Annotated in this window: 14 protein-coding genes; 7 read left to right on the forward strand and 7 right to left on the reverse strand. The window is 60.3% G+C overall.

Annotation, left to right across the window (positions count from 1 at the left end; all coding sequences use genetic code 11):
- The first annotated feature begins 223 nt into the window (after window positions 1–223).
- On the forward strand, window positions 224–2320 hold the full coding sequence (locus RHM69_RS02920; RefSeq protein WP_038450352.1) for a putative bifunctional diguanylate cyclase/phosphodiesterase: 2097 nt from the start codon (window positions 224–226) through the stop codon (window positions 2318–2320).
- A 54-nt stretch (window positions 2321–2374) separates the two neighbouring features.
- Complete coding sequence (locus tag RHM69_RS02925; RefSeq protein WP_014718690.1) at window positions 2375–3121, forward strand: SDR family oxidoreductase; 747 nt, start codon at window positions 2375–2377, stop codon at window positions 3119–3121.
- Here RHM69_RS02925 and mapR read toward each other — a convergent pair.
- The 3 genes from mapR to RHM69_RS02940 all read right to left on the reverse strand — a co-directional run bounded on the left by mapR (window position 3118) and on the right by RHM69_RS02940 (window position 6516).
- The gene (mapR, locus tag RHM69_RS02930; protein ID WP_103452169.1) at window positions 3118–4527 is read right to left on the reverse strand and encodes a GntR family transcriptional regulator MpaR; all 1410 of its coding nucleotides are present in this window, start codon (window positions 4525–4527) and stop codon (window positions 3118–3120) included. The two genes, RHM69_RS02925 and mapR, sit on opposite strands and share 4 nt — an antisense overlap.
- A 155-nt stretch (window positions 4528–4682) precedes the next feature.
- The gene (ccoG, locus tag RHM69_RS02935) at window positions 4683–6092 is read right to left on the reverse strand and encodes a cytochrome c oxidase accessory protein CcoG (RefSeq protein WP_020301125.1); all 1410 of its coding nucleotides are present in this window, start codon (window positions 6090–6092) and stop codon (window positions 4683–4685) included.
- Window positions 6093–6276: 184 nt separating this feature from the next.
- Complete coding sequence (locus RHM69_RS02940; protein WP_032901622.1) at window positions 6277–6516, reverse strand: DUF3203 family protein; 240 nt, start codon at window positions 6514–6516, stop codon at window positions 6277–6279.
- 122 nt (window positions 6517–6638) lie between these two features.
- On the opposite strand from RHM69_RS02940, the gene RHM69_RS02945 reads away from it, so the two are divergent.
- Window positions 6639–7130 (forward strand): MgtC/SapB family protein, encoded by a 492-nt coding sequence (locus RHM69_RS02945; RefSeq protein WP_014718686.1) that lies wholly within the window; start codon window positions 6639–6641, stop codon window positions 7128–7130.
- Between the two features lie 19 nt (window positions 7131–7149).
- Here RHM69_RS02945 and RHM69_RS02950 read toward each other — a convergent pair whose 3' ends face one another.
- Window positions 7150–8163, reverse strand: coding sequence for a M10 family metallopeptidase C-terminal domain-containing protein (locus RHM69_RS02950; RefSeq protein WP_234452074.1), 1014 nt, complete (start codon window positions 8161–8163; stop codon window positions 7150–7152).
- Window positions 8164–8358: 195 nt separating this feature from the next.
- The gene (locus RHM69_RS02955; protein WP_165835081.1) at window positions 8359–8523 is read right to left on the reverse strand and encodes a hypothetical protein; all 165 of its coding nucleotides are present in this window, start codon (window positions 8521–8523) and stop codon (window positions 8359–8361) included.
- Window positions 8524–8727: 204 nt separating this feature from the next.
- Between RHM69_RS02955 and RHM69_RS02960 the strand changes: the two genes are divergently transcribed.
- The 4 genes from RHM69_RS02960 (at window position 8728) to RHM69_RS02975 (ending at window position 17674) form a co-directional block, all read left to right on the forward strand.
- Complete coding sequence (locus RHM69_RS02960) at window positions 8728–10716, forward strand: alpha-1,4-glucan--maltose-1-phosphate maltosyltransferase (protein WP_020301129.1); 1989 nt, start codon at window positions 8728–8730, stop codon at window positions 10714–10716.
- 164 nt (window positions 10717–10880) lie between these two features.
- A complete protein-coding gene (gene treS / locus RHM69_RS02965; RefSeq protein ID WP_200600351.1) occupies window positions 10881–14228 on the forward strand; it encodes a maltose alpha-D-glucosyltransferase in 3348 nt (1115 codons plus the stop codon).
- Window positions 14225–16471 (forward strand): 1,4-alpha-glucan branching protein GlgB, encoded by a 2247-nt coding sequence (gene glgB, locus RHM69_RS02970; RefSeq protein ID WP_014718682.1) that lies wholly within the window; start codon window positions 14225–14227, stop codon window positions 16469–16471. The genes treS and glgB overlap by 4 nt, the downstream gene beginning before the upstream one ends.
- Window positions 16472–16513: 42 nt before the next feature.
- Complete coding sequence (locus RHM69_RS02975; RefSeq protein WP_019816876.1) at window positions 16514–17674, forward strand: sensor domain-containing diguanylate cyclase; 1161 nt, start codon at window positions 16514–16516, stop codon at window positions 17672–17674.
- On the opposite strand, the gene RHM69_RS02980 is transcribed toward RHM69_RS02975, so the two are convergent.
- Window positions 17653–19857, reverse strand: a complete 2205-nt coding sequence (locus RHM69_RS02980; RefSeq protein ID WP_014718681.1) for a GAF domain-containing protein — start codon at window positions 19855–19857, stop codon at window positions 17653–17655. The two genes, RHM69_RS02975 and RHM69_RS02980, sit on opposite strands and share 22 nt — an antisense overlap.
- Window positions 19858–20028: 171 nt before the next feature.
- The gene (locus RHM69_RS02985) at window positions 20029–20880 is read right to left on the reverse strand and encodes a CAP domain-containing protein (protein ID WP_014718680.1); all 852 of its coding nucleotides are present in this window, start codon (window positions 20878–20880) and stop codon (window positions 20029–20031) included.
- Window positions 20881–20906 lie beyond the last annotated feature (26 nt).

A 20906-nucleotide genomic window follows, 5' to 3' on the forward strand; every position in this document is an offset into this window, starting at 1 on the left:
CGCCTTCGCGGGCAAGCCCGCTCCCACAGGGGATCTGCGCAGGCCACATTTTGATGTCCATGACGTCGTTGAAAACAGCCTGGCGAAGCCATCCGATTGACGCCAAAAACTCACTAATGGCCAACTGATTAATTAATCACCTGCCTCGGATTCATACTCGCTACAATCGCCCGCTTTGCCACCCGGCACGGGCTTTTTCGCCCCGTCGCCAGCGAGAAAACCTATGTTGATCGGTAGCTATTCAACCTCCCTTGTCGTGATTTCCCTGTGCGTGGCCATCCTGGCGTCCTACACGGCCTTGGACCTGGCCGGGCGTATCGCGACCGCCAAGGGGCGGGCTGTATACCTATGGATCACTGGCGGCGCAGTGGCGATGGGCGTGGGCATCTGGTCCATGCACTTTATCGGGATGTTGGCCCTGCGCCTGCCGTTTGCCCTCGGGTTTGAGGTAGGCATTACCCTGTTTTCGCTGTTGATCGCCGTGCTATCCAGTGGTTTCGCGTTATGGCTGGTCAGCCAGCCACGCTTGCCGGTCTGGCAACTGGCATTCGGGGCGTTGGTAATGGGCGCTGGAATTGCCAGCATGCATTACACCGGCATGGCCGCGATGCGCATGACACCCGGCATTGATTACGACCCGACCTTATTTGGCGCTTCGTTGGTGATCGCGGTGGTGGCTTCCGGCGCCGCCCTGTGGATCGCCTTCAACCTGCGGCGCAACACACCTTATGTGCGGCTGGCACGGGGTGGCGCCGCCGTCGTGATGGGCGTGGCCATCGTGGGGATGCACTACACCGGGATGGCTGCGGCGCGCTTTGCCGATGGCAGCTTCTGCGGCGCCGCATTGACCGGCCTGAGCGGCAAGGGCCTGGATAACCTGGTCTTGGTCACTTCGCTGGCGGTGCTGGTCATTGCGCTCTTGACCTCGGTGCTGGATGCGCGCCTGGAAGCGCGCACCGCCGTACTCGCCGATTCCCTGACCCTGGCCAATCAGGAACTTACTCACCTGGCCCTGCATGACATGCTCACCGGCCTGCCCAATCGCACGTTGTTGGCTGATCGCATTCAACAAGGCATCCAGGCGGTGAACGAGCGGGGCGGTTGCTTTGCCTTGATGTTTATCGACCTGGATGGCTTCAAACCGGTCAACGATGCCTTTGGTCATCACTTGGGCGACCAGTTACTGCGCGAGGTCGGCTTGCGCTTGCGTGAGGACTTGCGCAGCCAGGACACCCTGGCCCGTATCGGCGGCGATGAGTTTGTATTGCTGGTGCAACTCACCCAGCCCGACGATGCCATGGGCTTGGCCGAGCGCCAGGTGAGCCTGATCAACCGCACCTTCACGGTGGCCGAGCATGAGTTGCAGATCTCGGCCAGCGTCGGTATCGCCATGTTCCCAGGCAACGGTAATAGTCCCCAGGAACTGCTGATGAACGCCGACGCGGCGATGTATCACGCCAAGGGCATGGGCAAGAACGGCTACAGCTTCTTCGATGTGTCGATGAACACCAATGCGCGCAAACAACTGCAATTGCTGCAGGACCTGCGCAATGCCCTGGAGCAGGGGCAATTTCGTTTGCACTACCAACCCAAGTTCGACGCCGTCAGCGGTCTTGCCGTGGGGGCCGAGGCGCTGTTGCGCTGGGAGCATCCGCAACAAGGCTTGTTGATGCCCGCTACGTTTATTGCACTGGCGGAGAAAACCGGGCTGATCATCCCCATCGGCGAATGGGTACTCGATGAAGCTTGTCGCCAGATGAGCCTGTGGTACGCACAGGGTTATGAGCACTGGCGCATTGCCGTAAACCTCTCGGCGTTGCAGTTCTGCCACGCCGGGTTGGTCAACAGCGTAGCGGCCGCGCTGGAGCGTCACCAATTACCGGCCAACAGCCTCACGCTGGAGATCACCGAGACCACCGCCATGAGCGATGCCGACGCGAGCATGAAGGTATTGCAGCAACTGTCGGACATGGGTGTGGACCTGTCTATCGATGACTTTGGCACCGGGTACTCCAGCCTCATGTACCTCAAGCGCCTGCCGGCCAATGAGTTGAAGATCGACCGCGGCTTTGTACGTGACCTGGAACACGACAGCGACGACGCCGCCATCGTCTCGGCCATCGTGGCCCTCGGCCAGGCTCTGGACTTACGGATTGTCGCCGAAGGCGTGGAAACCGATGCGCAGCAAAATTTCCTTACCCGCCTGGGGTGTGATTCCTTGCAAGGCTATCTGTTGGGGCATCCATTGCCGGCCGACAGCTTCATGACCAATATCCGCAGTGCCGAACAGGCAGCAGTGCCTGACAAACGCCCAGAGTGACGGGTATTCTTGGATCCAACCCTAAACATCAGGTTGAATCAGGAGACCGCAGCCATGGACAAAGTCGTCATCATCACCGGGGGCAGCCGAGGGATTGGCGCCGAGACGGCCTTGCTGGCCGCTCGCGAAGGTTATCGCATCTGCATTAATTATCAGTCGGACGAGAAGGCTGCCCATGCTGTGCTTGAACAAGTGCGCGGCCTCGGAGCACAGGCCATCGCGGTGCGCGCCGATGTCAGCATCGAAGATGAGGTGATTGCGCTGTTCAATCGTGTGGATGCCGAATTGGGGCGTGTCACTGCGCTGGTCAATAATGCCGGTACCGTGGGGCAAAAATCGCGGGTCGACGAGATGTCCGAGTTTCGTATCCTCAAAATCCTCAAGACCAATGTGCTGGGCCCGATTCTGTGTGCCAAGCACGCGGTGTTACGCATGTCGCCCCGGCATGGCGGGCAGGGCGGCAGTATCGTCAACGTGTCCTCGGTGGCGGCGCGGCTGGGCTCGCCGGGTGAGTATGTCGACTACGCCGCCTCCAAGGGCGCGCTGGATACCTTTACCCTGGGGTTGTCGAAGGAGGTGGCGGGCGAGGGCATTCGCGTCAACGCCGTGCGCCCAGGCTATATCTTTACCGATTTCCATGCCCTGAGCGGCGACCCGGACCGAGTCAGCAAGCTGGAGTCCGGCATCCCGATGGCGCGCGGCGGGCGTCCGGATGAAGTGGCGGAGGCGATTATCTGGTTACTGTCGGACAAGGCATCGTATTCCACCGGAACGTTTATCGACTTGGGGGGCGGCCGTTAAAACGATCGCACAATCCGCCCTAATGTCTCCATGGCCTCTTCCGATGCCTCGTTCCACGGGCTGCCATAGTTCAAGCGTATGCAGTTTCTGAACCGCTGAGTTGCGGAAAAGATCGGCCCCGGCGCAATGCTGATGCCCTGGGCCAAGGCCATCTGGAACAACTTCAGCGAGTCGGTCTGCTCCGGCAGTTCCAACCACAGGAAATAGCCCCCTGCCGGCTGGCTGACCCGTGTCTGGGCCGGGAAGTAGCGAGCGATAGCCGCGAGCATGGCGCTTTGCTGTTCTTCCAGGGCGTAGCGCAGTTTGCGCAGGTGGCGGTCATAGCCGCCGTGTTGCAGGTAGTCGGCAATTGCCGCCTGGGCCGGCATCGACGGGCATAACGAGGTCATCAACTTGAGCCGCTCGACCTTCTGTGCAAAGCGCCCGGCGGCGACCCAGCCCACTCGGTAACCCGGCGCCAGGCTCTTGGCAAAGGAGCCGCAATGCATCACCAGCCCTTCGGTATCGAAGGCCTTGGCCGGCTTAGGCGCTTGTTGCCCGTAGTACAGCTCGGCGTAGACGTCATCTTCGATCAGCGGCACTTGATGGCTGCGCAGCAGTTCCACCAGCGCCTGTTTTTTCTCTTCAGGCAGCGTAGCGCCCATGGGGTTCTGGAAGCTGGTCATGGTCCAGCAGGCCTTGATCGGATAGCGCTCAAGGCTTTGGGCCAGGGCGTTCAGGTCAATACCGTCGCGCGGGTGCACCGGGATCTCCACGGCCTTGAGCTTCAGGCGTTCAAGCACTTGCAAACACGCGTAGAACGCCGGCGCCTCGATGGCCACCAGGTCGCCCGGTTCGGTCACGGCCTGCAGGCACAGGTTCAACGCTTCGAGAGCACCGTTGGTGATCAACAGCTCCTCCATCGGCAGCATCAGGCCACCGACCATATAGCGCAGGGCAATCTGCCGGCGCAGTTGCGGGTTGCCCGGCGACATGTCGGTGACCACCAAGCGTGGGTCCATTTCGCGGCTGGCGCTGGCCAGGGAGCGGGCCAGGCGCGGCAGCGGGAACAGCATGGGGCTGGGGAAGGCCGAGCCGAAGGGCACGGTGTTGGGGTCTTTGATGGAGTCCAGTACCGAGAACACCAGCTCACTCACGCCCACCTCGGTGGACTCATGCACCTGCTCACTCACCACCGGTTCGGAAAACGGGCTGGGCGCATGGGCGTTGACGAAGTAGCCAGAGCGGGGGCGTGCGCGAATCAGGCCACGACGCTCCAGCAGGTAGTAGGCCTGGAACACGGTGGACGGGCTGACGCCGTAGGCCTGGCTGGCATAGCGCACCGATGGCACGCGCTGGCCGGGGCCGAGGACGCCGGAGCGGATCAGTTCTGCGATGTCGTCGGCAAATTTTTCGTAGCGTTTCATGGCGGCCTAATTAGCTTTTTGAATGTGTACGCAGGGCAAATTGTAGGCGCTGGCTTGCCTGCGAAGGCGGTGTGTCAATCACTGCATCTGTTACTGCTCTACCCCTTTCGCAGGCAAGCCAGCTCCCACATTTGATCTCTGTTGTTGATGAAGTATCAGCGATTCAAGGGCGCTACGAAGCGGCTGTCAGCAGCGGTATAGATCCAAGGTTCATCCACATCAGTGACTTTAAAACGTAAGGTTTGAGAGCTGCTGGCCGGTGTGTCCGCCAGCAATGCTACCGACACCGGTATATCGACAATTTCCCCGGCAGCCAGGCTGACCTGGGTCTTGCCTTGCAACTGGAACCCCTCGGCATCCACCAGTTCCAGGCGGTATTCCTGGCGCTGCTGGGTTTTGTTGATCACCTTGAGGCTGTAGATGTTTTCGATCAAACCCAGGCTGTTTTCGCGGAACATGCCACGGTCTTTGGTCACATCCAGCGACACCATCGGCCGTTCAATCAGGGCCACCACCAGTGCCGCGAGCATCACCACCAGCACGGCACTGTAGCCGATCAGGCGTGGCCGCAGCAGATGAGTCTTGCCACCCTGCAATTGGTGCTCACTGGTATAACTGACCAAGCCACGGGCATAGCCCATTTTGTCCATGATCGAATCGCAGGCGTCGATGCAGGCTGCGCAGCCGATGCATTCCATCTGCAGGCCGTCGCGGATATCGATGCCCGTGGGGCATACCTGCACGCATAGCTGGCAATCGATGCAGTCACCGAGGCCAACCTGCGCTGGCGGCACGTCACGTTTACGCGGGCCACGTTGCTCGCCGCGGGCGGCGTCGTAGGAAATAGTCAGGGTGTCTTTATCAAACATCACGCTCTGGAAGCGTGCATAGGGGCACATATGCATGCATACGGCTTCGCGTAGCCAGCCGGCATTGATGTAAGTGGCCCCCGTGAAAAACAATACCCAAAACAGGCTCACACCGCCCATCTGCCACGTCAGCAGTTCGGCGGCCAAGGGGCGGATGGGGGTGAAGTAGCCCACAAACGTCAGCCCGGTCAACACACTGATACCCAGCCACAACGTATGTTTGGCCGAGCGCCGTGCCAGCTTATTCAGGCTCCAGGGGGCCGCCTGCAGTTTGATACGTTGGTTGCGTTCACCCTCGGTCACCTTCTCGCACCACATGAACAGCCAGGTAAACGAGCTTTGCGGGCAGGTGTAGCCGCACCAGACGCGGCCGGCAAACACCGTGATCGCGAAGAGGCCGAAGGCACAGATGATCAACAGCGCCGAGAGCAGGATGAAATCCTGGGGCCAGAATGTCGCACCAAAGATATGGAACTTGCTCTCGGACAAGTCCCACAGTACGGCTTGGCGTCCACCCCAGTTCAGCCACACAGTGCCAAAAAAAGCCAGAAACAGCAGGCCGGCACCGCCCACGCGCAAGGTGCGGAACACACCGGTAAAACTGCGGGTATGGATCAGGTTGTCGCTGGATTTGGCCTTCACCTTCTTTGGGTGAATGGGCTCAAAGGTTTCCACGGTTGGGATTCGTTCGCTCATGGTCATTCGCTCATCAGCCTCCATCAGGCGGATGAACTATGGGCGACAGACTGTTTGCATAACAGACTCAGGTGGAAGGATAAAAAGCGGATCAGATAGGCTTGATGCGTTCTTGTGCGTCAATGTGCTGCACCCCGAATCTATAGGGGTGCAGGGATTCAAAGGGTTCGATGATACAGATCAATCAAATCACCGAACCAGGCTCTTGCGCCTTTACATGGTTACGGCCATCCGTGGCCCCTTCAACCGTCAGCGCGTCGGCTTCGGCTTCAGTGATATAGATCCGCTCGCCCGCCAACTCCACATAGGACATGGCTTTGTCATGGTCGGTAAGGATCTTCACGCGGGTGGCTGGCAGGCTTTGTTCCTGGCCGTCCACGTCGAGCGTGAAGTAGCACAAATGGTTTTCGATGCGCAGGGGCATGGCGATCTCCTTTCTATGGGCTCTATCACGTTAGGCGACCCCTATGACAAGGGGTTCCAGGCAACTGACTGGCGGTCTGCGCTGTCCATCCTTTATCTATCCATAATAAAAGGAGCGCATCCATGGACGCCTGGTGGCATCAAGTGTGGCAAACCCTGCAAGCCGAATTCGCGGACATCGGCGATGCCCGGCAACTCACCCAAGTGACGGTGCGCCTGCTGATCGCCGCGATCCTGGGCGGCATCCTGGGTTTTGAGCGTGAGCACAAGGGCAAGGCGGCTGGCGTGCGCACCCATATGCTGGTTGCGCTTGGTGCGGCGCTGTTCGTGCTGGTGCCGCAGATGTCCGGCAACCAGGCGGACGCCATGAGCCGTGTGGTTCAGGGGGTGATTGCGGGTATCGGCTTCCTTGGCGCCGGCACCATCCTCAAGGGCAAGGAAGATGAAGAGGGCCAGCATGTGAAGGGCCTGACCACGGCTGCCGGGTTGTGGATGACCGCCGCCATTGGTGTGGCGGCGGGGATGGGGCGTGAATCGACGGCAGTACTCAGTACACTGCTGGCCCTGGCGGTGTTCAGCATCATGCCGAGAATCGTCAGATTGTTGGAAAAGTGATCCTGAGTCATACCGCGGATCAGGTCACGATGTTGCTTTGGCGTACCTCACCAAACACCTTGAGCAAAAAGGGGGCTTTGCCCGGCGCATCGGCGATGACAATTACGCTGGTGTTGGCGCTGGGCGAGTGATGGATCTGCATTTCACCGATTACTTCTGGAAACCGATCGACCGGCCGCAGCGACGTGTTCAGCTGCCGCTGGATGCCGGACAGGTCCAGTTTATCTCCCGATTTGAAATTGCGGACCTCGCTGGGGGCCTCCAGGGTAGATTCACTGGTAGCGTTGAAACTGTAGGTTGCAGCGCGAGTGTCGGCAGGCGATGAGTCCTGCGTTTCAGGCGCCGCCGATTGGTCGAGCTTTTCGTCGCTCAGGGACGAAGCTGCATCCGTGAGGGCTTTGGACTTGGTCTCCATTGCAGAAAAATTTTTGCTCAGAGCACCCAGTTCTTCGAGCCAATTTTTGTGATGGTCAACGGTGTTCCAGATGTCGCCGTCGAACGCGGCGGTAATGATTTCCAGAAGTTTGAGCCTCATTTTATCGGCCGCTTCATTGATCACCTGGTGCTTGGCAGACTCCAGGTTTGAATCAATATTTTTTTTGTCGAGCTTGTCCCGGATCTCTCGAAGTGTTTCGCGGTTTTTTTTCGCGTTGGCGCCCCTCGACATTAATTTGACATTCTCTGGGGTCAATGTGGTGTTGAACTGCTCAGTGATTGCGCGAGATTTCGGCGAGCTTGGATTGCGTTGTATCTCCTTGATGGTGTCTGGGGTCAATGCCGTATTCAGGTCGTCCAACTTATTTTTCGCCTCTACCTCCGACATAGAAGGTGAGGTGTTGGACTTCGTCGTTGGCGACAGGGGGGTATGGGGTGAGCGGTCAGGCGCCTTAGGGGAGGAGGACCAGTTCGGGCCGGCCTTGAGCAACGTATTTATTCGCTCGGGCGTCAGCGCCTGTTGATTGGAGACGGGATTGGAGGATGTGGGTGTTGTGACTGGAGCAGTGGGCGTTGATGGGGAGGCGATAGTCGACATGGGTCTACTCGTGATAAATGGGCTAAAGGCCATGTGAAAAAAAGGCTGAGCATTCACGCGAGATCAATATAAAAAGGAACAGTAAAACGAACATTCAGCCTTGACGTGGAACTTCGTAGGACTCCTCGTTTTTTTGTGTGCTCGAACACCAGGACGTCTAGGTGTTCGAGCAGGCCGTGTTCTTGCTCTGATGATTTAGACGATCACCGGAGGCAGGGTCGTCGGCGGCTCTTGCACGGGCGGTGGGTCGTTTTCCGGCGGCTCTCTCTCTGGAATGGGCGCCGGTTCACTGGGCGGCGTCGGTAGTGGCGGAGTGTCGATATTCGGATCTTCAGGTTCAGGTGGTATCGGGATATTCATCGGTGTGGCCTCCTTTGTGCTTTGCTCTAGCGGTGGACCGCTGCCTGGGGCAATTGATTCCCTGCCCAGCGGCGGCATATCCACCTGAACTTTTGCGGCGCGCCCAGGCTCGGACCTTATACGGCCACGCTCAGGGAAAGCGTCGCCGCCTTTGAATTCGGATCAAGCCAAGAGCGTCCACAGGGCGTAAGGGGAAGATGCTCGATGATTGCTGAAACACTGGCTCCAGAAGGCTCGATACTGCCGCTGTCGCAAGCGCTGTTGTTACCCAGGATCGCTATCGAAAGCACCATGCCGGTGATCGACAATGGTGAGTTCGCCGTCAAGGCTGTGGTCGGCCAGCGTGTCAATGTCACCAGCAAAGTGTTCGCTGATGGTCACGACAAGCTGGCGGTGCTGATCCGCTGGCGCGTGCTGGAGGAAGAAAGCTGGCACAGCGTGGTCATGACCGATGTCGGCAACGATGGCTGGGAAGGCGCGTTCACCGTCGCCCAACTCGGGCCGCATGAATACTGCATCGAGGCATGGATCGATACCTTCGCCAGCTTCTGCTATGAATTGCGCAAGAAACATGAGGCCGGGGTGCCGGTCAGCCTTGAATTGCAGGAAGGCCGCAGCCTGGTGTTGCAGGCTGCCGAGCGCAGTGACAACGAATTGCGCGACCGTTTGATGGTGTTGCACCACGAACTGTCGGGCCTGCTGGAAACCGAGCAGGTGGCGTTGTTCCTGCACGAAGACAGTGCACACCTGATGACCCAGGCCGATCATCGCGCGTATCTGAGCGTCAGCCCCGCCTACCCAATTGACGTAGAGCGTGAGGCGGCGCAGTTCGCCAGTTGGTATGAGCTGTTTCCCCGCTCGATCACCGATGATCCGGCCCGCCACGGTACATTCAACGACGTGCACTCGCGCTTGTCGATGATCCACGACATGGGTTTTGACGTGCTGTACTTCCCGCCGATCCATCCTATCGGCCGCAGCCACCGCAAGGGCAAGAACAACTCACTCACCGCAGGCCCCGATGATCCGGGCAGTCCGTATGCCATCGGCAGCGCGGAGGGCGGGCATGAGGCGATTCACCCGCAACTGGGCAGCCGTGAGGATTTCCGTCGCCTGGTCAAGGCCGCTGCCGACCACGGCCTGGAAATTGCCCTGGACTTCGCCATCCAGTGCTCCCAGGACCACCCATGGCTTGAACAGCACCCTGGCTGGTTCAACTGGCGGCCCGACGGCACGATTAAGTACGCCGAGAACCCGCCGAAAAAGTATCAGGACATCGTCAACGTCGATTTCTATGCGGCGGATGCGATTCCGGGCTTATGGACAGAACTGCGCGACATTGTGGTGGGCTGGGTGGAAGAGGGCGTGAAGACCTTTCGCGTCGACAACCCGCACACCAAGCCGCTGCCGTTCTGGCAATGGCTGATCAGCGACGTGCGTGCCAAGTACCCGGAGGTGATCTTCCTCGCCGAAGCTTTCACCACCCCGGCAATGATGGCGCGCCTGGGCAAGGTCGGCTATTCCCAGAGCTATACCTACTTTACGTGGCGCAACACCAAGGCTGAACTGAGCGAGTACCTCACTCAACTGAACCAATCGCCCTGGCGTGAGTGCTACCGCCCGAACTTCTTCGTCAATACGCCGGACATCAACCCGGGTTTCCTGCATGACTCCGGCCGCGCAGGCTTCCTGATCCGCGCTGCGCTGGCCACGATGGGCTCGGGCCTGTGGGGGATGTATTCAGGCTTTGAGTTGTGTGAGTCGGCGCCCGTGCCAGGCAAAGAAGAATACCTCGACTCCGAAAAGTACGAGATCCGCCCCCGCGACTTTACCGCCCCCGGCAACATCATCGCCGAGATCGCCCAGCTCAACCGCATCCGCCGCCAGAACCCGGCGTTGCACACGCACCTGGGGCTCAAGCTCTACAACGCCTGGAACGACAACATCCTGTACTTCGGCAAGCGCAGCGAGGACGGCAGCAATTTCATTCTGGTCGCCGTCAACCTCGACCCGCACAACGCCCAGGAAGCCCACTTTGAATTGCCGCTGTGGGAGATGGGCTTGCCCGACGATGCCCAGACCCAGGGCGAAGACTTGATGAACGGCCATCGCTGGACCTGGTACGGCAAGACCCAATGGACCCGGCTGGAGCCGCAGATGCCGTTCGGGATATGGCGCATCAGCACCCCCTGAGTGCTCGTTCCCACGCTCTGCGTGGGAACGCCTCACTTCGCTCTGCGTGGGAATGCCTCACTGGACGCTCTGCGTCGCGCTTGGGACGCGGAGCGTCCGGGGCTGCATTCCCACGCGGAGCCTGGGAACGATCCTCGAGAACTTTGTATTTTCAGGAGTTTGCAATGGCCAAGAAACCCAAGGCAGCCACCTTCATCAAAGACCCGCTCTGGTACAAAGACGCGGTGATCTACCAGGTACACGTCAAATCCTATTTCGACTCCAACAACGACGGCATTGGTGACTTTGCCGGGCTGATCGCCAAACTCGACTACATCGCTGACCTGGGCGTGAACACCATCTGGCTGCTGCCGTTCTACCCGTCTCCCCGCCGTGATGACGGCTACGACATTGCCGAATACCGCGGCGTGCACAGCGACTACGGGACGATGGCCGACGCCAAGCGCTTTATTGCCCAAGCCCATCAACGCGGGCTGCGCGTGATCACCGAGCTTGTGATCAACCACACCTCCGACCAGCACCCCTGGTTCCAGCGTGCGCGCAAGGCCAAGCCAGGCTCGGCGGCGCGGGACTTTTATGTGTGGTCGGACGATGACCAGAAATACGACGGCACGCGCATTATTTTCCTCGACACCGAAAAGTCCAACTGGACCTGGGACCCGGTGGCCGGCCAGTACTTCTGGCACCGTTTTTACTCGCACCAACCGGACCTCAACTTCGATAACCCGCAGGTCATGAAAGCGGTGCTGTCGGTGATGCGCTATTGGCTCGACCTGGGCATCGACGGCCTGCGCCTGGACGCCATTCCCTATCTGATCGAACGGGACGGCACCAACAACGAAAACCTGGCGGAAACCCACAACGTCCTCAAGCAGATCCGCGCTGAGATCGATGCCCATTATCCCGACCGCATGCTGCTGGCCGAAGCCAACCAGTGGCCGGAAGACACGCAGCTGTACTTTGGGGATAGAAAGGGTGATGACGGCGATGAATGCCACATGGCCTTTCACTTTCCACTGATGCCGCGCATGTACATGGCGTTGGCCCAGGAAGATCGCTTCCCCATTACCGACATTCTGCGCCAGACCCCGGAGATTCCCGCCAACTGCCAGTGGGCAATTTTCCTGCGCAACCATGATGAGCTGACCCTGGAAATGGTCACCGACAAAGAGCGCGACTACCTGTGGAACTACTACGCCGCAGACCGCCGCGCCCGCATCAACCTGGGCATTCGGCGACGCCTGGCGCCGCTGGTGGAGCGCGATCGTCGGCGGGTGGAATTGCTCAACAGCCTGTTGCTGTCGATGCCGGGCACGCCGACCCTGTACTACGGCGATGAAATCGGCATGGGCGACAACATCTACCTGGGCGACCGTGACGGCGTGCGCACGCCCATGCAATGGTCCATCGACCGCAATGGCGGGTTTTCCCGTGCCGACCCGGCCAGTCTGGTGTTGCCGCCGATCATGGACCCGCAATACGGCTACCAGTCGGTCAACGTCGAGACCCAGGCCCAGGACCCGCATTCATTGCTCAACTGGACCCGGCGCATGCTCGCAGTGCGCAAGCAGTCCAAGGCGTTTGGTCGTGGCAGCTTGAAAATGCTCTCGCCGACTAACCGGCGCATCCTGGCTTACACCCGTGAATACACCGGTGAAGACGGCCACACCGAGATCATCCTGTGCGTGGCCAACGTGTCGCGCAGCGCCCAGGCGGCGGAGCTGGACCTGTCGGCCTTTGCCGGCATGGTGCCGGTGGAGATGCTTGGCGGTAATGCCTTCCCGCCAATCGGCCAGCTGAATTTCCTGCTGACCCTGGCGCCCTATGGTTTCTATTGGTTCGTGCTGGCAGCGGAAAACCAGATGCCCAGCTGGCATGTGGAACCGGCGCAAAGCATGCCCGACTTCACCACTTTGGTACTGAAAAAACGCATGGAAGAGCTACTCGAAGAACCTTGCCGCACCAGCCTGGAACATACGTCACTGCCCGCCTGGCTGCCCAAGCGGCGCTGGTTTGCCGGCAAAGATACGGCAATCGACACGGTGCACATCGCATATGGCGTGCGTTTTGGCGACCCGCAGCATCCGGTGTTGCTCAGTGAGATCGAAGTGACCAGTGCCGGCCAGGTCAGCCGCTACCAACTGCCCTTGGGCTTCCTTGGCGAAGACCAGTTCACCAGCGCCTTGCCCCAGCAATTGGCGTTGGCCCGAGTGCGACGCACCCGCCAGGTAGGTTTGGTGACCGATGCCTTCAGCCTTGAGCATTTTATCCTTGAGGTGATCCAGGCCATGCAGGCCGGCACGGTGCTCAATACCCCTGACGGCGATCTGCGATTCGAGGCCACTCATCACTTGGCCGCATTGCAACTGACCCGTGAATCGCCGGTGCGTTACTTGTCCGCCGAGCAGTCCAACAGCTCGGTGGTGGTCGGTGAGAGTCTGGTGCTCAAGCTGATTCGCAAAGTCAGCGCCGGCGTGCACCCGGAGCTGGAAATGAGTGCGTACCTGACCGCCGCTGGCTACCCGAACATCTCGCCGCTGCTGGGCTTTATGAGCCGCCAGGACGGGCAGGGACAGGACAACTTGCTGATGATTGCCCAGGGTTACTTGAGCAATCAGGGCGATGCCTGGAGCTGGACCCAGAACAACTTGGAGCGGGCGATCCGCGATGAGCTGGCCGACGCGATCTCTGAACAGGAACAGCATTACAACGCCCTCGGGGAACTGGCAGATTTTGCCGGTTTGCTCGGTCAGCGCCTGGGTGAAATGCACCTGGTGCTGGGTGCGCCAACGGCCGACAAGGCCTTCAAACCCGAACCCACCACAATCAAAGACACCCAAGCCTGGGCCAAGGATGTCGGCGCCCAGATCGACCGTGCCTTGCACTTGCTCAAGCTTAATCAAAGCCAGTTGAACCCCGCCGACCAGGCGTTGGTCAGTGAATTACTGGCGCAGAAAAAAGCCATCGCGGCGCATGTCCAGGCGTTGGCCAAAGCCACGGCGGGCGGATTGCGCATTCGCGTCCACGGTGACTTGCACCTGGGCCAGGTATTGGTGGTCAAGGGCGATGCCTACTTGATCGACTTCGAGGGCGAACCGGCGCGACCGCTGCATGAGCGGCGCGGCAAACACAGCCCTTATAAAGATGTGAGCGGTGTGCTGCGTTCCTTTGATTATGCCGCGGCCATGGCGCTGAATGTACAAGGGGTGGATCACACGCCAGAAGCGAACGCTGCGCGTAAACGCGTGACCGACCGCTACCTGAATGAAGCCCGCGTAGCATTTACCCAGGCTTACCAGGCCGCTGCGTCTACACTGGCGCATGACTGGCAGGATGCCAACGGCCAAGACGCAGCGCTGACCTTGTTCAGCTTGGAAAAGGCCGCGTACGAAGTGGCCTACGAAGCAGAAAACCGCCCGACCTGGCTGCCGGTGCCCCTGCAAGGGCTGCACGGCTTGTTGAGCGGGCTGACACCTATATCTAAACCTGTACGCGGTGGGGAGACGTCATGAGTTTTACACAGAGAGAACCGCTGCAGCCCAAGTTGACTGCATTGCCGGCGTCCAAGGACGTCGATGCGCTGGTGCGCGCCGAGCACCCCGACCCCTTTTCGATCCTGGGGCCCCATGATGACGAGCAGGGCGGCCAGTTTATCCGTGCGTTCCTGCCCGAGGCCCTGAGTGTCCAGGTACTGGCGCGTGACACAGGTGAGCCGTTTGGCAGCCTCGATGCCACCCAGGTGCCAGGCCTGTTTATTGGGCACTTCAGCACTCGCCAGCCCTACCTGCTGAAAATCCAGTGGGCCGGCGGTGAGCAGATCACCGAAGACCCCTACAGCTTCAGCCAATTGCTGCTGGGGGAAATGGACCTGTACCTGTTTGCCGAAGGCAATCACCGTGACCTGGGCAACTGCCTGGGGGCTCAGGTGGTCAGCGTCGATGGCGTGCAAGGCGTGCGCTTTGCCGTGTGGGCGCCGAACGCCCGGCGGGTTTCGGTGGTGGGCGACTTCAATATCTGGGACGGGCGCCGCCACCCGATGCGCCTGCGTCATCCATCGGGGGTGTGGGAAATCTTTATCCCGCGCCTGCAACCGGGCGCGGCCTACAAGTATGAAATTCTCGGTGCCCACGGCATTCTGCCGCTCAAGGCCGACCCTGTGGCGCTGGCCACCCAACTACCGCCGGACACCGCCTCGAAGGTCGCCGCACCTTTGCAGGTGGATTGGCAGGACCATGAGTGGATGCAATCGCGGGGAGACAAGCAGAAAGCCACCGCGCCGTTGTCGATCTACGAGCTGCATGTGGGGTCCTGGCAGTGCGAGCTGGACGAGGCCGGTGAAGTGGCTCGGCAATATGGCTGGCGCGAATTGGCCGAGCGGCTGATTCCTTACGTTCAACAATTGGGCTTCACCCATATCGAATTGATGCCGATCATGGAGCACCCCTTTGGTGGCTCGTGGGGTTATCAAGCGTTATCCCAGTTTGCCCCCAGCGCGCGCTTTGGCTCGCCGGAAGACTTCGCCTGGTTCGTCAATGCCTGCCATCAGGCCGATATCGGCGTGATCCTTGATTGGGTGCCAGCGCATTTCCCCACCGATACCCACGGCCTGGCGCAATTTGACGGTACCGCGCTCTACGAATACGCCAACCCGCTGGAAGGTTTTCACCAGGACTGGGACACGCTGATCTACAACCTGGGCCGCACCGAGGTCCACGGTTTCATGCTCGCGTCGGCCTTGCACTGGCTCAAGCATTTCCACGTGGACGGCCTGCGTGTGGACGCAGTGGCCTCCATGCTGTATCGCGATTATTCGCGCAAGGCCGGTGAATGGGTGCCCAACCGTCATGGCGGCCGCGAGAACCTGGAAGCCATCGATTTCTTGCGGCACCTGAACGACGTGGTTGCCCTTGAAGCGCCGGGCGCGTTGGTAATTGCCGAGGAGTCCACGGCCTGGCCCGGCGTCAGCCAGCCGACCCAACAGGGAGGCCTGGGCTTCAACTACAAATGGAACATGGGCTGGATGCACGACTCCCTGCATTACATCCAGCAAGACCCGGTGTACCGCGCCCATCATCACAACGAGCTGAGTTTCGGGCTGGTGTACGCCTGGTCGGAGCGCTTTATCCTGCCGATTTCCCATGATGAGGTGGTGCACGGCAAGCACTCGCTGATCGACAAGATGCCCGGCGACCGCTGGCAGAAATTTGCCAACCTGCGCGCCTACCTCAGTTTCATGTGGATGCACCCCGGCAAGAAGCTGCTGTTCATGGGCTGCGAATTTGGCCAATGGCGCGAGTGGAACCACGACCAGCAACTGGATTGGTATTTGCTGCAATACCCCGAGCACCGTGGGGTGCAGAAGCTGGTTGGCGACCTGAACCGCCTGTACCGCGAAGAACCGGCGTTGCACGAACAGGACGATGCGCCCCAGGGCTTCCAATGGCTGATCGGTGATGACGCGATCAACAGCGTCTACGCCTGGCTGCGCTGGAGCAAGGGTGGCAAGCCGGTGTTGGTGGTTGCCAACTTCACCCCGGTGCCCCGTGAAGGCTACGCAGTCGGTGTGCCGTTTGGTGGGCGTTGGAGTGAGGTGATCAACAGTGATGCCGATACCTACGCCGGCTCCAATTACGGGAATGGCGGAGCCGTGTTTACCCAGGATGAGCCGCGCCATGGGCAACCGGTGTCGTTGTCTTTGAACCTGCCGCCCCTGGGCGTGCTGATTTTGCGACCTCAAGAGCCTGAAACGCTCTAGCGCGGCGTATGCCGCTGTTCGGCTTGCTGGCAAGGTGCCACAATGGCGCCTTTGCCGTCGCCGGTCAAACAGGCCAACCCCATGAATAGCCTCGGGCAGGACCAGGGTCACTCCATCGAAGAGCAGGTGCGAACCGACCGTTTGCACCAGCTGTTTCGTCAATCATTCTCGGCGATCTTCGGCAGCTACCTGGGCGCCGTCATGCTCTGCTGGCTGTGCTGGGATCGGTTCGATCATCAGGTCATCCTGGTGTGGTTGGTACTGTTGGCGGGCTCGTCATTGGTGCGCCTGCATCTGTTCGTGCAATGGTTTCGCTGCCCTGACGCGGCGCGCACGCCCGCCCGTTGGGAACGCCGCTACTGGGTCACGCTGATGCTGTCGGCGGGTATCTGGGGCGGCGGGGCGCTGGCGGTGATGCCGGTCGATGACCGCTTATCCCAGGTGCTGGTGATGCTGTTTACCGTGGGCATGTCGGTCAGCGCGGTGTCCTGTTATTCAGCCTATCGCTACATGACGCTGGGCTCGATGGCGCTGGTGTTGCTTCCCTGTACGGTATGGATGCTGTTTCAGCCTTCGCCGATGCAGGTCGGCGTGGCGTTGGCGGTGCTGGTGTTTGCTTCGTTTGTGGCCGGTGCCACGCGCAAACTCTCCGATGCCCTGGAAAAAGCCTTTCGCCTGACGAGGCAAATGGAACGCGCTCATCATATTTCCACCCGCGCCGCTCAGACCGATGAACTGACCGGGCTGATGAACCGTCGGGCGTTCTACGAACAGGCTCAGTTGCTGTATGCCCAGTGCCTTCGCGAGCAGCAGCCGTTGTGTGCATTGATGATGGACATGGACCACTTCAAAGCCATCAATGACACCTACGGCCACCAGGCCGGCGACCAGGTGTTGCGTCAGATTGGCGCGGTGATCAGCGCGTCCTTTCGCCAGACCGATATCTACGGTCGCCTGGGGGGCGAGGAGTTTGCAGTGCTGCTGCCCAATACCTCATTGGAGACCGCACGCAGCATTGCCGAGCAGTTGCTCCAGACGATTTATCACTTGCCCGCCGACCCGGTACAAGGGGTGAGCGCAAGCTTGGGCGTGGCATCGACCCACGCTCAGCCTCTGGATTTGAACGGCTTGATGAACAGCGCCGACAAGGCCCTGTACCAGGCCAAGGCATCGGGCCGCAATCAGGTGGCGGTTGTCGACTGATCCTTGCTCATCGCCTTTGCCAGCACTCGCGCAACCTGGTCGGCGGAGTAGGGCTTGGCGAGGAACTCAAAGCCTTCATAGCCGCTGTCCGCCAGTTCCTCGCTGTAGCCGGAGACGAGTACCACGGGCAGGTCCGGGCGGCGCTGGCGCAGTAGCTTGGCCATGGCCACGCCGGTCATGCCGGGCATCACCACGTCGGAGAAAATCGCATCGAACCCCTGGACGTCTGTGCCGGCGAGGTTCAGCGCCTGTTCGGCATTGGTCGCCCACGTGGTCTGGTAACCCAGGTCCTTGAGGATCTGGCTGGCGAAGCGTCCTACCTCAAGGTTGTCCTCGACGATCAGCACGTGCTGATGAGCAGCCTCTTGCGGCGCTGGCAAGTCTGTATGCGGGTCTTGATCCGGCGCCGCTTCGCCTTCGACCTGCGGCAGGTACAAGGTAAACACCGTACCCTGGCCAAGGGTGCTGGCCACATCGATATTGCCGCCTGACTGCTTGGCAAAGCCGAATACCTGCGACAGGCCAAGGCCCGTGCCTTTGCCCACGGCCTTGGTGGTGAAGAACGGCTCGAAGATGCGTTCGAAGGTATCGCTGGGAATCCCGGTGCCGGTATCGGCCAGAGAAATGGCGATGTAGGGCATGCACGACTCGGCATCCCCGCGAATACGTGGCAGCGTTTGCTCGCTGGCGACTTTGAGGGTCAGGGTACCCTGGCCGTCCATCGCATCGCGGGCGTTGAGGGCGATGTTGATCAGCGCGGTTTCGAACTGGCTTGGGTCGATGCGTGCATAGCAGGGCCGATCGGGCAATTGCACCTGCACATGAATGCGTGCGCCGGTGACGCTTTCGAGCATCTCGCCGATGTTCTGCACGCGCTGGCCGACATCGAACACCTGCGGGTTCAATGGTTGGCGACGGGCAAAAGCGAGCAGTTGGCTGGTGAGCTTGCTGGCCCGCTCCACCGTGTCGGACACCGCGCACATATAACGTTGCCGACGCTCTTCGGACAGGCCCGGTTGGCGCAGGAAATCAACGGATGAGCGGATAATGGTCAGCAGGTTATTGAAGTCATGGGCGACGCCACCGGTCAGTTGGCCGATGGCCTCAAGTTTTTGTGACTGGCGCAGTGCAGCTTCGGCTTCGGCCAGCGCACGGGTACGCTCATTCACGCGCTGCTCCAGGCTGGCATTGAGTTCCGCATAGGCGGCCAGGCCCTTACGCACGGCGGCGTCGGCACGCACGCGCTCGATATGCGCCCATGAACGTTCGGTGACTTCGCCCAACAGCGCGATGTCGTAGGACGACCAAAAACGCGGCACTTTGTCGTGTACGGCCATCAGTGCGGTGAGCCGCCCGTCTTTGATCAAGGGCATGCAAATGGTGGCCGTCACACCGAGTGCCTGGAAGCTCGCGGCGTCATGGGGCGGCAGCTCGATCAGATTATTGCGTATCACCAGTGGCTCGCCGGCACGCAGGCAGTTGACCGCGCATTCGCCAAACGCCGCCAGGCTGTAATGGCCGATGATGCTCGGCGAGCCTTGCGCCGACCAGTCGCCTCGAATGGTAAAGCCATCTTCATCCTCGTCCATGTCGGCGTAGGCACAGATGGACACCTGCAGATGTTCGGCCAGCAGGCGAGTCGTAGACGTCAGGATGGTTTCGGCGTCGGTAGCGTTGGTCACGCTATTGCTAATGGCGTCCAGCACTTCAAGACGACGGGCGAGGAACACTGTGGCAGTGGTTTCGGTCACCGTGTCGAGCAAACCGACCACTACACCTTGGGCATTGCGAATCGGGCTGTAGCAGAAGGTGAAATAGGCTTGTTCCGGCGCTTCGTTGCGTTGGATCAACAGCGGGAAGTTTTCGATATAGGTGGCGTGCCCATCGAACGCGGCGTCGGCGATAGGGCTGATATCGTCCCACACCTCGTGCCAGATCTCGTTGAACGGGCGGCCCAAGGCGTCGGGTTTGCTACCCAGGATCGGCGTGAACGCGTCGTTGTAGAGGGTAATCAACTGAGGCCCCCAGACGATGGCCTGGGGGAAACTCGACGCGAAGCACAGCGCAACGGTTGTCTTCAACACATCGGGCCAGTGTTCAAGTGGCCCCAGGGGCGTACTGGCCCAATCGTGCTGACGAACCCGCTCTGCCATTTCGCTGCTGCCTTGCAGCCAATTCATCATGGGGTTCACACCTTGCTTGCTACGTACTGTTTAGCTTTGAAGAGTCATACCGACTAGCAACAGACCGGAATGACCGCATTCAGTTCAGCGCGATTATCTCCCTGATAGCACTTTGATTTCACTGTCTATTTGCACGCCTTCATTATTGGCCGGTTGGGCCGGCGCCCAACCTTATTGCGTGCCGAATAAGCCCGTCCAATAGATGCCCGCGTCACTCTTGGGGTCCATGGCGTAGGCAGCACCCAATTCGCGAAACTGCGGGTTCATCAGGTTGGCGCAGTGGCCGGGGCTGGCGAGCCAACCGTCGACGACCTTGCGCGGCGTGTCGAGGCCGGCGGCGATGTTTTCGCCGATATTCTTCGCGATATACCCCGCCAACTCGGCGCGGTCACCCGGCGTGCGGCCGTCGGGGTCCAGGTGGTCGAAGAAATTGCCGTTGGCCATGTTGCGGGTATGGCTGTTGGCTGCGCCGGCCAGGGTGTCGTTCCACGACAGGGGCGCCGTGGCGGTGAACGCCTGGGTGCCACACTGGCGCGGCTCGGCACGGGCGGTGTTGATCAGGTCGAGCAGTTTTCTGCCTTCGGTCTGCCAATCGCCCAGGCCGCTGGTCACCAACGGGCGAGCCAGCACGATGCGCCAGTCCTGGCCGCTGTTGCTGACGCCGATGTCGACAAATTGCGGGTCGAGCACTACGCGGCAAAAGCTTTCGCGCACCGCTTTCATCGCGGCCTCGGCATCCTTGGGCCCGGACAGGCTGATGGCCTGCACATTCACCATCGGGTAGGCAGCGCGCGCCAGCGACTGCTGCAAATCGCCGACATTGGAGGCCGGCAACACCAGCCGCGTGTCGCTGGTCAGCGGCGGAAGCTCCTGGGAACCCTGGTCACCGCAGCGTTGCACCTGGCTGCGGTATTGGTTGATCTGTTGGACTAACTGACTTTCTTCATTCGCCATCGCGCTGGCGCAGAACACCGTAGTGGCGGCCAGCGTCGTAAGACCCATCATCAATGACAGAACGCGCATGGACGTTACCCTTGAGCTTGAAAGTG

It is taken from the genome of Pseudomonas sp. CCI1.1, from assembly GCF_034348165.1.
Taxonomy (GTDB): Bacteria; Pseudomonadota; Gammaproteobacteria; order Pseudomonadales; family Pseudomonadaceae; genus Aquipseudomonas; species Aquipseudomonas paracarnis.